Raw genomic sequence first — 13,059 nt, 5'->3', positions numbered from 1 at the left:
CTTCAGGTGTTAGTGTCCTTTGGATGTGGGGGTTCGAGTCCCCCCCCTCGCACCACGACTTTTTAAATGAATTGAACTAAAAATTCAAAAAGCAGTACATCGGCGAGTAGCGCAGCTTGGTAGCGCAACTGGTTTGGGACCAGTGGGTCGGAGGTTCGAATCCTCTCTCGCCGACCAATTTTGAACCCCGCTTCGGCGGGGTTTTTTGTTTTCTGCGGCTTCTCATCCCTGTAGTCATTCTCCGACAGCGTCCTTTTTCTTTGTCGCAATACAGCGACATACAACTCATTGAAATTTAAATAAAAAAAAATTTATGGGTTTTACTGTCTTCTCCTGGCGACATATTCCTGCCTTTTCCCGATACGTTGTAGCGCTTAAGACGGCACTTAGCAGCATAATTTCCTTTTATCTTAAAATGTTGCGTCATGTAAAAGTTATGGGTGTTATGTTGGCACGTTACGTGCAATAATATGCGTGTAGATGCTCATTCCATCTCTTATGTTCGCCTCAGTGCCTCATAAACTCAGGAATGACGCAGAGCCATTTACGGTGCTTATCGTCCACTGACAGATGTCGCTTCGGCCTCATCAGACACCATGGACACAACGTTGAGTGAAGCACCAAATATGTTGTCTTACAGACCTGTTTTAACGCCTGCTTTTATAGCAGGCGTTTTTTTATGCCTTATTCCCGATACAAGCGCATGATCAGGGCAACCATCAGCAGGGCCGATGCAGAGACAGCATAGAGCGCCTGTACTGAGCCAAACCCTGAAGCCACCGCCGCTGCAATGCCGGTGAAAAGAGAGGCGCTGAGCGTTTGCCAGCGCCAGGCTTTACCGCTGGCCGAAGCGGTTTGCGTGAGAGGAAAACTACTGAGTACGCCAAACGTGCCCGCAGCGAAGAGAACATTCGAGGCCAGATGCGCGATAAAGATCATCCCCAGCGCACATACCGTCCACCCGGACAAAAGCGGCAGAATGCCGTAAGCGGTCAGAAAGATGCTCAGGCAAACGATTATTCGCGGCGTGTGGGCCGCAACGCGCGTCAGGCTCTCTTTTTTTAGCAGCAGGGGGCCACAAAGCTGCCCCAGACTCCTCGCGAAAAGCAAAGGCAAAGCAAGGCCCGCCGCATCCTGAGGACGGAGCTGCTGGGCCAGTGCCGGAAGAAGCGCCATCGCCGGTGAGCCGACGGCGGCCAGAGCCGGTAGGATGAGCAGGCTGCGTTTCTGCCGAACGGTCAACGCCTGCCAGCGTAATGTTGCAGAATCCCCCTTTTCCATAGCGGTGGGGCCTGGTATCGGAGAAAACCGGCGTCCAGCCAGCCATAGCAGTACTAATGAGCCCAGAAAGCTCGCGGCATCAATGGCCAGCAGGGTAAACACGGATGTCTTCTGAAACAGCACCACGCCGAGTCCGGTCCCTAACAACACCTGAGAAGCAAAAATCACATTTTCCAGACAGGTTGCAGCGGGCAGCTCTGCTTCGCTAAGTCCGCGCTTAAAGAGCAATGTCAACGCAGGCCAGCTCATCCCGCTGAGCAGGGCTTCGGTGGATTGCACGGCGAGCAATGCGGCAACGCTGTGGTAACCTACGCCAAGCAGGGGAAAGAGCAGGGCGAGCAGGCCCAGCACCTCGGTAAGTATCAGCAGGGATATCGGCGAAAAGCGTGAGCACAGCTTCTCACCGAAGATACTGCCGATGAAACCTGGTACCGTAGCGAAAAGAAAAGCGAGAGTGAGCAGAGCGGGCGGGGCTGACCACGCTAGCAGCAAACCGAATACCACAACCTGGGTTAGACCATTCCCCAGTGACGAAAAGATAAAAGCACAGGCAAGCAGGCGCAGCCAGCGGTGGCAGCGCAGCGCCTGGATAAGCGCATACAAAAGCGAGTTCATTGAGATTTCCTTTCAAAAACGATTTAGTCCACGCTGCAAAATGTGCGCGTGTGTGAAAAAAGGTTAATGAAAAGACATCGTTACATTGGCGGATTCGTTTGCGGATGTGGGTGCAAAGAATGTAGCAGGAGAAAGGCAATAAAAAAAGGAGGCCCTCTGGCCTCCTTTTTATTTACTGCTGCGTACCGTTATTTTGCAGCGTTAGCAGCAATCCGTCACGCCGCATGGCGGCTGCCTCTTCCGGCTTATGCTGCTTATCCAGCGTATCGGCAAGCCACGCGTAGTCAAACGCGTCCGGACGCTGTTTCAGCGCCGCACGGAAAGCGAGGCTCGCCTCCTGCCATTCGCCATGCTTCATTAACGACTGACCGAGGGTGCTCCACAGCAGCGGACGATCGCCGACGCTTTTAATCTGCTGACGCAGCACTTTTTCGATTTGCTCAGGATTATTGGTTTTCAGACGCGGGATCACCATCACCAGACGATCGTCATACTGGCGCTTCAGGCCGTCGAGGAGGATCTCCTGAGCCGTGTCATGATCGTCACATTCAATAAGATGTTCCGCCATGGCGACCTGCAGAGGAACCTGCTGGCGCGTCTTACGGCTCTGATTCTTCCACCACGTTTTCAGACCGTCGCTGCCCAGGTCGGCGCGCGCCTGATCCATCAGGCCAATCCATGCCAGACGCTGAAGCTCATCACGATGTTCATCGTCGCCCACCTCGGCTTTCGCCATCGACGGAGTGATGTCCAGCAGCGAACCCCAGGCGCCGGTACGAATATACGCCTGCTCGGCAAGACGCAGCACTTCCGGATGACGTGGCGCAACTTCCAGCAGGCGATCGATACCGTGACGCGCCGCGTGATTTTCATTGCGCGCCAGCTGCAGGCGAACGCGCGTGATTTCTACCGGAATCGGGTCGCCGTGAGCCAGCTCAGCCGCCCGCTCCAGATGCTGATTGGCGCGGGCTTCGTCACCGCGCTGCTGCGCCGCTTCGGCAGCGAGCAGATAATTCACCACCGGCTGTTCGGCATGGTCGGCGTTTTTCGACATCAGCTTTTCAACCTGCTGATAGTCACCCTCAGCAAGCTTAAGCAGCGCCTGCTCGGTTTGTTTACGGGCGCGGCGGCGCTTGCGGCCAACGAACCAGCCGCGCGTGTGGGCACCGGTGCGGAAAATACGGCGCAGGATCCACTCGATCGCAAACAGCACCACCACGCCGAGGATCAGAATGATCGTCAGGCCGGTTACGCTGGTTTCAATGTTGTAGTTATCCGTCTGGATAAGGACGTAACCCTGATGACCCGCAAGCATAGGTCCCAGCACGATCCCGGCGATCAGCAGGATGAAGAGTAAGAGGACTTTTAGCATCATTACTCTCCTTGCGGTGCGCTTTCAGGCGCCTGAACCGGAGCAGGTGCCGCTCCGCCCGACGGCTCTGCCGGCACGCCCGGCTGCGCCAGCAGGTTACGTACGCGCGTCTGCATCAGTTTTTCCAGAATCGGCTGGCTGGCCAGCTTATCCGGCACGTTCATGGTGATGTTCTGCTGGCTCAGCTTATCAATGTCTTCGAGGAAGGCGGTGGTCGTCGCATCATCAGTGTTGTAGTAGGCGCGTACCCACGTTGAGACGTTATCCAGCGCCTGTTTGTACGTCTCTTCCTGATGACGCGGCACGGCCTGAGCCGCCACCAGCAGGCGGGAACGAATGTTTTCGCGCAGATAGATATCCTGGTTCGGCGCCAGCAGCGGCACGGCGGTTTCGTCGCGACGGCGGATAGTGATGAAGCTGTCCATAAAGTTCTGCCAGCTTTTCTGCAGGTTGATGCGCCATTCGCTCAGAGAGCTGGAAAGCTCGGTACCGTCGGAATCCATCGGGGAGTCGTCGTCGTTATTATCCGCCAGCTGCAGGTTATCAATCTGATTCGACAGCTGGTTCACCTTGAGGATAATGCCGTCGTAATCCACCTGCGAGACGGCGGAGAGGCTGGCGATGTCCTCGGTGATCGCGCGACGCGCGGTGATAAGGCTCGGATCGTTCATGTCTGCCAGGCTCGCATCGGCGCTTTTCAGCAGCGCGGCGGCAGTGGTGACGTCCTGATCGCTCCAGAGCTTACGTCCGGCGAGCTTCACCAGGAAGTCAGCCTGCGAGAGCAGCCAGGTTTTGGCATCGGTACCGGAAATCGTGGCGACTTTCTGCTGCACGTCGCCCAGCTGTTTAGCCAGCTCTTCCTGTTTGCTGTTCGCCTCGGCAAGCGCGGCGGCCTGCTGCTTAATCACCGTTTCCAGCTCGGTTTTCTGCGTCTCCTGCGCTTTTTGCAGGGCGGTGAGCTGATTCACCAGCGCATCGCTGGTGGACGTCTGGTTAGCGCCCTGTTGCTTCACCAGACCGTACAGGCCAACCCCTGCTGCCAGCGCAATGGCGATGGCAATCGCACTCAGCGCGAGGCTCGTTTTGTTGCTGCCGTTTTTCTTCTCAGCGGTTTTCTCTGTCGTCTCTGGCTGTGGCGTCGTTTCCACAGTCTCCCTGGTCTCTTCAACCACGGCGGAGGATTTGTCGTGTTCCGTCATTATGGCTTCCCATTTGAGAGTTATTGTAATGCGCGCAGCAGCGCATCGTTGTCGGCGTTATCAGCGATCCGAATATCCTGCCAGCCCAGTTCCCGGGCCTGGTTCGCCAGACGCTCACTGACGACCAGAAGCCGACAGCGGAGTAACCAGTTTTCGCGATACCAGAGCGGTATCAGCGACCAAAGCTGTTGTAACATTTCACCGCTGGTGACCACCAGCGTATTAATGCCGCGCGCGTGCCAGCGCATCGCCTCTTCCGCGCCATCGTAGTGTTTTGCACAGCGCTGATAGCACTCAATGAACGTCACGTCTGCACCACGTTCACGCAGCGTTTCGCCCAGCAGCTCGCGGCCACCATTACCGCGCAAAATGAGCGCACGCTTTCCGGCAATGTTTTGTAATTCAGGTAATTGTAGCAAGACTTCACTGATTTCCCGATCTAACGGGTAACGAACGTCCGCGCTGCTTACGGTATGCAGCGCCAGTGCCGTTGTGCGGCCAATCGCGAAATAGCGGGGGGCGGCTGGCCAGGTCAAACCCTGCTGTTGCAGCTGCGCGTGGGCAAATTCCACGGCATGTTGCGACAGCGCAAACAGCAGGTCGCCCTCCTGAAGGATATTCATCTGGTCGGCGAGCGCGGAGAGCTCCCGACCGGGGGAGAATTCAATGAGCGGAAAACTCCAGGCCACCTGCCCCAGTGCGCGCAGACGGCTCACTAACTGCTCTCCTGCGGGAGAAGGGCGGGTGACGAGAATACTCATGCAGGGGGCTCTCCATTATAAACGTCAGCCAGAATCTCGCGGGCGCCGTTATCCAGCAGTTCTTCCGCCAGCGACACGCCAAGCTGCTCGGCATCTTGCGCTTTTCCGCGACGTTCGCCGCGCACCATCTGCGATCCGTCCGGGGCGCCTACCAGCGCGCGCAGCCACAGTTCGCCATTCGTCAATTCAGCATAGCTGCCAATCGGAACCTGGCACCCGCCTTCGAGGCGGGTATTCATCGCCCGCTCCGCTTTTACGCGGATAGCGGTTTCGTCATGATTCAGTGGAGCAAGCAGCGCGCGGGTACGTGCATCGTCCAGACGGCACTCGATGCCGACGGCGCCCTGACCAACAGCCGGCAGCGACAGCTCTGGCGGCAGCGCCACGCGAATACGTTCCTCCAGCCCCAGACGCTTCAGGCCGGCAACGGCGAGAATAATGGCATCGTAATCGCCGTTATCCAGCTTGCCCAGACGCGTGCCGACGTTACCGCGCAGCGAGCGAATGATCAGATCGGGACGACGCTCCGCCAGCTGACACTGACGACGTAAACTGGACGTGCCAACCACGCTACCCGCTGGCAGCGCGTCGAGCGAATCATAGTGGTTAGAGACAAACGCATCGCGCGGATCTTCGCGCTCGCAGATGGTCACCAGCCCCAGCCCCTCCGGGAACTCGACGGGCACGTCTTTCATCGAATGTACGGCGATATCGGCGCGGTTCTCAAGCAATGCCAGTTCCAGTTCTTTGACGAACAGGCCCTTGCCGCCCACTTTCGCCAGCGGCGTATCGAGGATCACGTCACCGCGCGTGACCATCGGCACCAGCTCGACGCGCAATCCGCTGTGGCAGGCTTCCAGGCGCTGCTTCACATAATGTGCCTGCCAGAGCGCGAGAGGGCTTTGGCGTGTGGCAATTCTCAAAACATTGTCTAACATGCTTGTTACCGTCATTATCAATCGCTAACCATCCTAACATTGTTGACTCTGGGATGGCAGTTTTACGGTTGATGAAGCGTGAGAGGGACAAGGCGGCGTATTCGTCAGCCATAGCCGTATTCAGGAATTTACACGTACAGAACGGTGCTACACTTGTATGTAGCGCATCTTTCTTTACGGTCAATCGGCAAGGTGTTAAATTGATCACGTTTTAGACCATTTTTTCGTCGGTACCACCAAAAATGATAAGGGCGAAAAAGGGTAACGGTTATCTTTTTGAAATACTGCGGGTCCGCTGTTACTCGTGTTTTGAATAGCTGCGACACCCGGAAACATCAGGCGATACGTCTTGTACCTCTATATTGAGACTCTGAAACAGAGACTGGATGCCATAAATCAACTGCGTGTGGATCGCGCGCTTGCTGCCATGGGCCCTGCTTTCCAGCAGGTATACAGTCTGCTGCCGACATTATTGCACTATCACCATCCGCTGATGCCTGGCTACCTTGACGGTAACGTTCCCCAGGGCATTTGCCTTTTCACGCCTGATGAAACCCAACAGCATTACCTCAACGAACTGGAACTCTACCGCGGCATGCCGCCACAGGAGTCTCCAAAGGGTGAACTGCCGATTACCGGCGTTTACTCGATGGGGAGCACCTCATCGGTAGGGCAAAGCTGTTCTTCGGACCTGGACATCTGGGTCTGCCATCAGTCCTGGCTCGATAATGACGAGCGTCAGCTGCTGCAACGCAAGTGCAGCCTGCTGGAGAGCTGGGCGGCCTCGCTCGGCGTGGAAGTAAGCTTCTTCCTGATTGATGAAAACCGTTTCCGCCATAACGAAAGCGGCAGTCTGGGTGGTGAGGACTGCGGCTCGACTCAGCACATCTTACTGCTGGATGAATTTTACCGTACTGCCGTGCGTCTGGCCGGGAAGCGTATTCTGTGGAATATGGTCCCGTGCGAAGAAGAAGAGCATTACGATGACTACGTCATGTCGCTTTACGCGCAGGGCGTACTGACGCCAAACGAATGGCTGGACCTCGGCGGTCTGAGCTCTCTGTCAGCCGAAGAGTATTTTGGCGCAAGCCTCTGGCAGCTCTATAAGAGTATCGACTCACCGTACAAAGCGGTGCTGAAAACGCTGCTGCTTGAAGCCTATTCCTGGGAATACCCCACGCCTCGCCTGCTGGCGAAAGATATCAAGCAACGTTTGCACGACGGGGAGATTGTCTCCTTCGGGCTGGACGCCTACTGCATGATGCTGGAGCGCGTGACCGAATACCTGAAAGCCATTGATGACACCACGCGTCTTGACCTGGTGCGTCGATGTTTCTATCTCAAAGTTTGTGAGAAATTGAGCCGCGATCGCGCCTGCGTGGGCTGGCGTCGTGAAGTGGTCAGTCAGTTAGTGAAAGAGTGGGGATGGGACGAAGCGCGTCTGTCCATGCTCGACAACCGGGCCAACTGGAAAATCGATCAGGTGCGTGAAGCGCACAACGAACTGCTCGATGCGATGATGCAAAGCTATCGTAACCTGATCCGCTTTGCGCGCCGTAACAACCTCAGCGTTTCCGCCAGCCCGCAGGACATCGGGGTATTAACCCGTAAGCTGTATGCCGCGTTTGAAGCGCTGCCGGGTAAAGTCACCCTGGTTAACCCGCAGATTTCGCCAGACCTGTCAGAACCGAATCTGACCTTTATCTATGTGCCGCCGGGCCGCGCAAACCGCACCGGGTGGTATCTGTATAACCGTGCGCCAAGCATGGACTCAATCATCAGCCATCAGCCGCTGGAGTATAACCGCTACCTGAACAAGCTGGTGGCCTGGGCCTGGTTTAACGGCCTGCTGACCTCGCGCACGCGCCTGTTTATCAAAGGTAACGAGGTGGTAGATCTCGCTAAGCTGCAGGAGATGGTCGCGGATGTGTCGCACCACTTCCCGCTGCGTCTGCCCGCCCCAACGCCGAAAGCGCTCTACAGCCCGTGCGAAATTCGCCATCTGGCGATTATCGTCAACCTGGAATACGACCCGACGGCGGCCTTCCGCAATCAGGTGGTTCACTTTGACTTCCGCAAGCTGGACGTTTTCAGCTTTGGCGAGCAGCAAAACTGCCTGGTGGGCAGCGTGGATCTGCTGTACCGCAACTCGTGGAACGAAGTGCGTACCCTGCATTTCAACGGCGAGCAGGCGATGATCGAAGCGCTGAAAACGATTCTCGGCAAGATGCACCAGGATGCCGCACCGCCGGACAGCGTTGAGGTGTTCTGCTACAGCCAGCACCTGCGCGGTTTAATTCGTACCCGCGTGCAGCAGCTGGTTTCTGAGTGTATCGAACTGCGTCTGTCCAGCACCCGTCAGGAAACCGGACGCTTTAAAGCGCTACGCGTTTCCGGTCAGACCTGGGGCCTGTTCTTCGAACGCCTGAACGTGTCGGTACAGAAGCTGGAAAACGCCATCGAGTTCTACGGCGCGATTTCACACAACAAGCTACATGGCCTGTCGGTGCAGGTGGAAACCAACCACGTTAAGCTCCCGCAGGTGGTGGACGGATTCGCCAGCGAAGGGATTATTCAGTTCTTCTTTGAAGAGTCGGGCGACGATGCCGGGTTCAACATCTACATTCTTGATGAGACCAACCGCGCCGAGGTGTATCACCACTGTGAAGGCAGTAAAGAGGAGCTGGTGCGCGACGTCAGCCGCTTCTACTCCTCTTCGCATGACCGTTTCACCTACGGCTCAAGCTTTATCAACTTTAACCTGCCGCAGTTCTACCAGATTGTGAACGTCGACGGTCGTACGCAGGTGATCCCGTTCCGCACCCAGGCCGTAACGCCTGCCGCGCCTGCCAATCAGGACACCGCGCCGCTGTTGCAGCAGTATTTCTCCTGAGCCTTTTCGCTCGCCCGGTGGCGGTTACGCCTTACCGGGCCTACAACAGCTCGAACCCGTAGGCCGGGTAAGCGCAGCGCCACCCGGCAACAAAACTACCTGAAACTCACAGCCTCACCCGCCTGCGCGGTTGCCGCCTGTTCCAGCAGATCCCAGAACGGTACGCCGCTGCGGTCGCAAACCCATTCCCCGTCCTTCAGATCGAAATGATAGCCGCCCTGTTTCGCGGCCAGCCAGACCTGGTGAAGCGGCTCCTGGCGGTTAATAATAATTTTGCTGCCATTTTCGAAGCTCAGGGTCAGAATGCCGCCGTTGATTTCACAATCGATATCGCTGTCGCCATCCCAGTCGTCAAGACGCTCTTCGATGGTCATCCACAGGTTGTCGGCAAGGCGATGGAATTCACTGTCGTTCATGGTTTTGTTCCTGTTTTTCGTGATGCCGGCAGTATAACCCTAAATAATTCCCGTTGCAGGAAAGCGGCAAACTCTTGCTTTTGTGTCTTCTCCTGCGATGATAGAAACAGATTTGAACTTACGGGCAACTTTATAATGAAAAACGCTTTCCGAACGCTTGCCGTTCTCATCACGCTGTTTAGCCTGACTGGCTGCGGACTGAAGGGACCACTGTACTTCCCACCTGCGGATAAAACCGCGCCGCCGCCGACGAAACCCGCGCAAAGCGGCATTGAGTCCACCACGCCAAATACTAACGATCGTGGCGATAACGGTGGCCCGACTCAGGTTAATCTCTGACGACAACGTTCTGTACCCGCGCAATGGAGCAAATGATGCAGTTCTCTAAAATGCATGGCCTTGGCAACGATTTTATGGTCGTCGACGCGGTAACGCAGAATGTGTTTTTCTCCCCGGAACTGATCCGTCGCCTGGCGGATCGGCATCTGGGCGTGGGGTTCGATCAGCTGCTGGTGGTCGAGCCACCGTACGATCCCGACCTCGATTTCCACTACCGTATTTTTAACGCGGACGGCAGCGAAGTTAACCAGTGCGGCAACGGCGCGCGCTGTTTTGCCCGCTTTGTCCGCCTGAAAGGGCTGACCAACAAGCGTGATATCCGCGTCAGCACGGCCAATGGCCGCATGGTGCTCAGCGTCACCGATGATGAGCTGGTGCGCGTGAACATGGGCGAGCCTAACTTCGAGCCCTCCGTCGTGCCGTTTCGCGCAAACAAAGCGGAAAAGACCTATATTATGCGTGCGGCCGAGCAGACAGTATTGTGCGGCGTCGTCTCAATGGGTAACCCACACTGCGTGATTCAGGTTGATGATGTGGAAACCGCCGCGGTCGAAACGCTCGGCCCGGCGCTGGAAAGCCACGAACGTTTCCCGGAGCGCGCGAACATCGGCTTTATGCAGGTGGTGAAGCGCGAGCACATTCGCCTGCGGGTTTACGAGCGCGGCGCGGGCGAGACTCAGGCCTGCGGAAGCGGCGCCTGTGCAGCGGTGGCCGTGGGCATCTCCCAGGGGTTACTGGCTGAAGAGGTTCGCGTGGAGTTACCGGGCGGTCGCCTTGATATCGCCTGGAAAGGACCGGGTCATCCACTGTATATGACGGGCCCGGCGGCACATGTCTATGACGGGTTTATCCATCTATGAAACAACCAGGGGAAGAACTGCAGGAAACAGTGACGGAACTGGACGACAGAGCTGTTGTTGATTATCTGCTGCGCAATCCTGAGTTCTTTATTCGCAATGCACGCGTCGTCGAAGAGATGCGCGTGCCGCATCCGGTTCGCGGGACCGTGTCGCTGGTCGAATGGCACATGGCGCGCTCGCGCAACCACATCAATCAGCTTGAAGAGAATATGACGCTGCTGATGGAGCAGGCCAGCAACAACGAAAGCCTGTTCTATCGTCTGCTGCATCTGCAGGCGCGTCTGGCGTCGGCGCACAGTCTTGACGAGTTCCTCAGCCGCTTCCACCGCTGGGCTCGCGAGCTGGGGCTGGCGGGCGCGACGATTCGGCTTTTCCCTGACCGCTGGCGCATTGGCGCACCGTCGGGGTTCACCCATCTGGCTCTTAGCCGTCAGGCGTTTGAACCGCTGCGCATTCAGCGTCTGGGCCATGAGCACCACTATCTGGGGCCGCTGAACGGGCCTGAGCTGCTGGTGGTGTTACCGGAAGCCAAAGCGATTGGCTCGGTGGCGATGTCGCTGATGGGGCGCGATGGCGATCTGGGTGTCATGTTATTTACCAGCCGCGATGCGCATCACTATGAGCAGGGGCAAGCCACGCACCTGCTGCAGGAGATCGCCCTGATGCTGCCCGAGCTGCTGGAGCGCTGGATTGAGCGCGTATGACGAACGGACTGCTCGCCACTGACGTCTCGCGCTTTCTGCGCTATCTGGGCGTGGAGCGTCAGCTTAGCCCCATTACCCTGCTCAACTACCAGCGTCAGCTTGATGCCATCATGCAGATCGCCGCCGAAATCGGCCTGAAAAGCTGGCAACAATGTGACGCTGCGACGGTACGCGGGTTCGTCGTGCGTAGCCGTAAAAAAAATCTCAGCCCGGCAAGCCTGGCGCTCAGGCTCTCGGCGCTGCGCAGTTTCTTCGACTGGCTGGTCAGCCAGGGGGGCTTAAAAGCCAACCCGGCAAAGGGGATCGCCACGCCGAAAGCGCCGCGCCATCTGCCTAAAAATATCGACGTTGACGACGTAAACCGCCTGCTGGATATCGACCTTAACGATCCGCTCGCCGTGCGCGACCGCGCGATGCTGGAGGTGATGTACGGTGCCGGGCTGCGTCTGTCAGAGCTGGTTAATCTTGATATCAAACACCTCGATCTGGAGTCCGGTGAAGTGTGGGTAATGGGCAAGGGCAGCAAAGAGCGCCGCCTGCCGATTGGCCGCAATGCGGTTTCGTGGATTGAGCACTGGCTTGACCTGCGCGGGCTGTTTGGCAGCGAAGAGGATGCGCTGTTCCTGTCGAAGCTTGGCAAACGGATCTCGGCGCGTAACGTCCAGAAGCGCTTTGCGGAGTGGGGCATTAAGCAGGGGCTGAACAGCCACGTTCATCCGCACAAGCTGCGCCACTCCTTTGCGACACACATGCTTGAGTCGAGCGGCGATCTGCGCGGCGTGCAGGAACTGCTTGGCCACGCGAATCTTTCGACCACTCAAATCTATACCCACTTAGACTTCCAACACCTTGCCTCGGTGTATGACGCGGCGCATCCACGCGCCAAACGGGGGAAATAATGCGTTTTTACCGCCCACTTGGTCAGATCTCAGCCCTGACGTTTGACCTTGATGACACCCTTTACGACAACAGCGAGGTGATCCTGCGTACCGAGCAGGAGTCGCTGGCGTTTGTGCAGAACTACCATCCCGCGCTGAAAGCGATGCAGAACAAGGACTTTCAGAAGCTCCGTCAGTCCCTGAGGGAAACCGAGCCGGACATTTACCACGACGTGACCGAATGGCGTCGTCGTGCGGTCGAGCAGGCGATGCTTAATGCCGGCCTGAGCGCGCAGGACGCGGCCATCGGGGCTGAAGCGGCCATGGAAAACTTTGCCAAATGGCGTAGCCGTATCGACGTGCCGCAGGAGACCCACGACACGCTGGCGAAGCTTGCCGAGAAGTGGCCGCTGGTGGCCATCACCAACGGCAATGCCCAGCCCGAGCTGTTTGGCCTCAGCGATTATTTTGAGTTCGTGCTGCGTGCGGGTCCTCACGGGCGCGCGAAGCCATTTAATGATATGTACCATCTGGCGGCAGATAAGCTTAACCTGCCGCTGGGTAACATTCTGCACGTGGGGGATGACCTGACCACGGACGTGGCCGGTGCTATCCGCTGCGGGATGCAGGCCTGCTGGATCAAGCCGGAAAATGCGGAGCTGATGACCGCAACCGACAGCCGTCTTCTGCCGCACGTGGAAATTTCACGGTTGGCATCCCTCACGACGCTGATATAATCATCAATTGTTCTGTATAAATTAACAGGGTTTTGGCGAATGGAAACATTTGCCCGCCCGACATGA

General features: G+C 57.1%; 12 protein-coding genes and 1 tRNA gene. 7 read left to right on the top strand and 6 right to left on the bottom strand.

Annotated elements, in window-relative coordinates; translation table 11 throughout:
- Positions 1-100 precede the first annotated feature (100 nt).
- Positions 101-177, top strand: a tRNA-Pro gene (locus INF68_RS00225).
- A 507-nt stretch (positions 178-684) separates the two neighbouring features.
- On the opposite strand, the gene INF68_RS00220 is transcribed toward INF68_RS00225, so the two are convergent.
- From INF68_RS00220 to hemC, 5 genes are all read right to left on the bottom strand, one after another.
- Positions 685-1,896 (bottom strand): MFS transporter, encoded by a 1,212-nt coding sequence (locus INF68_RS00220; protein ID WP_126787368.1) that lies wholly within the window; start codon positions 1,894-1,896, stop codon positions 685-687.
- Between the two features lie 172 nt (positions 1,897-2,068).
- Complete coding sequence (gene hemY, locus INF68_RS00215; protein WP_126787385.1) at positions 2,069-3,268, bottom strand: protoheme IX biogenesis protein HemY; 1,200 nt, start codon at positions 3,266-3,268, stop codon at positions 2,069-2,071.
- 2 nt (positions 3,269-3,270) lie between these two features.
- Complete coding sequence (hemX, locus tag INF68_RS00210; protein ID WP_126787369.1) at positions 3,271-4,467, bottom strand: uroporphyrinogen-III C-methyltransferase; 1,197 nt, start codon at positions 4,465-4,467, stop codon at positions 3,271-3,273.
- Between the two features lie 20 nt (positions 4,468-4,487).
- Positions 4,488-5,228 (bottom strand): uroporphyrinogen-III synthase, encoded by a 741-nt coding sequence (gene hemD, locus INF68_RS00205; protein WP_126787370.1) that lies wholly within the window; start codon positions 5,226-5,228, stop codon positions 4,488-4,490.
- Positions 5,225-6,166, bottom strand: coding sequence for a hydroxymethylbilane synthase (gene hemC, locus INF68_RS00200; RefSeq protein WP_148110275.1), 942 nt, complete (start codon positions 6,164-6,166; stop codon positions 5,225-5,227). Before hemC ends, hemD begins: the two co-directional genes overlap by 4 nt.
- 349 nt (positions 6,167-6,515) lie before the next feature.
- On the opposite strand from hemC, the gene cyaA reads away from it, so the two are divergent.
- Positions 6,516-9,059, top strand: a complete 2,544-nt coding sequence (cyaA, locus tag INF68_RS00195; protein ID WP_126787372.1) for a class I adenylate cyclase — start codon at positions 6,516-6,518, stop codon at positions 9,057-9,059.
- A 95-nt stretch (positions 9,060-9,154) separates the two neighbouring features.
- Here cyaA and cyaY read toward each other — a convergent pair whose 3' ends face one another.
- The gene (gene cyaY, locus INF68_RS00190; RefSeq protein WP_023333807.1) at positions 9,155-9,475 is read right to left on the bottom strand and encodes an iron donor protein CyaY; all 321 of its coding nucleotides are present in this window, start codon (positions 9,473-9,475) and stop codon (positions 9,155-9,157) included.
- A 135-nt stretch (positions 9,476-9,610) separates the two neighbouring features.
- On the opposite strand from cyaY, the gene INF68_RS00185 reads away from it, so the two are divergent.
- Genes INF68_RS00185 through yigB form a run of 5 tightly spaced genes read left to right on the top strand, consistent with a single transcriptional unit; the run spans position 9,611 to position 12,993 of the window.
- Entirely contained in the window at positions 9,611-9,814 is a 204-nt protein-coding gene (locus INF68_RS00185; protein WP_045403858.1) for a lipoprotein, read from the top strand.
- A 35-nt stretch (positions 9,815-9,849) separates the two neighbouring features.
- A complete protein-coding gene (dapF, locus tag INF68_RS00180) occupies positions 9,850-10,674 on the top strand; it encodes a diaminopimelate epimerase (protein WP_126787386.1) in 825 nt (274 codons plus the stop codon).
- Positions 10,671-11,378, top strand: a complete 708-nt coding sequence (locus INF68_RS00175) for a DUF484 domain-containing protein (RefSeq protein WP_109846483.1) — start codon at positions 10,671-10,673, stop codon at positions 11,376-11,378. Before dapF ends, INF68_RS00175 begins: the two co-directional genes overlap by 4 nt.
- The gene (gene xerC / locus INF68_RS00170; protein ID WP_109846482.1) at positions 11,375-12,277 is read left to right on the top strand and encodes a tyrosine recombinase XerC; all 903 of its coding nucleotides are present in this window, start codon (positions 11,375-11,377) and stop codon (positions 12,275-12,277) included. Before INF68_RS00175 ends, xerC begins: the two co-directional genes overlap by 4 nt.
- Positions 12,277-12,993: a 5-amino-6-(5-phospho-D-ribitylamino)uracil phosphatase YigB gene (gene yigB / locus INF68_RS00165; protein ID WP_126787373.1), complete on the top strand. Its 717-nt coding sequence runs from the start codon at positions 12,277-12,279 to the stop codon at positions 12,991-12,993. Before xerC ends, yigB begins: the two co-directional genes overlap by 1 nt.
- Positions 12,994-13,059 lie beyond the last annotated feature (66 nt).

It is taken from the genome of Enterobacter cloacae complex sp. P16RS2 (genome assembly GCF_014982155.1).
In the GTDB taxonomy this organism is placed as follows: domain Bacteria; phylum Pseudomonadota; class Gammaproteobacteria; order Enterobacterales; family Enterobacteriaceae; genus Enterobacter; species Enterobacter cloacae_M.
The sequence above is the reverse complement of the archived record's forward strand: the minus strand, read 5'-3'. Positions and strand labels throughout refer to the sequence as shown.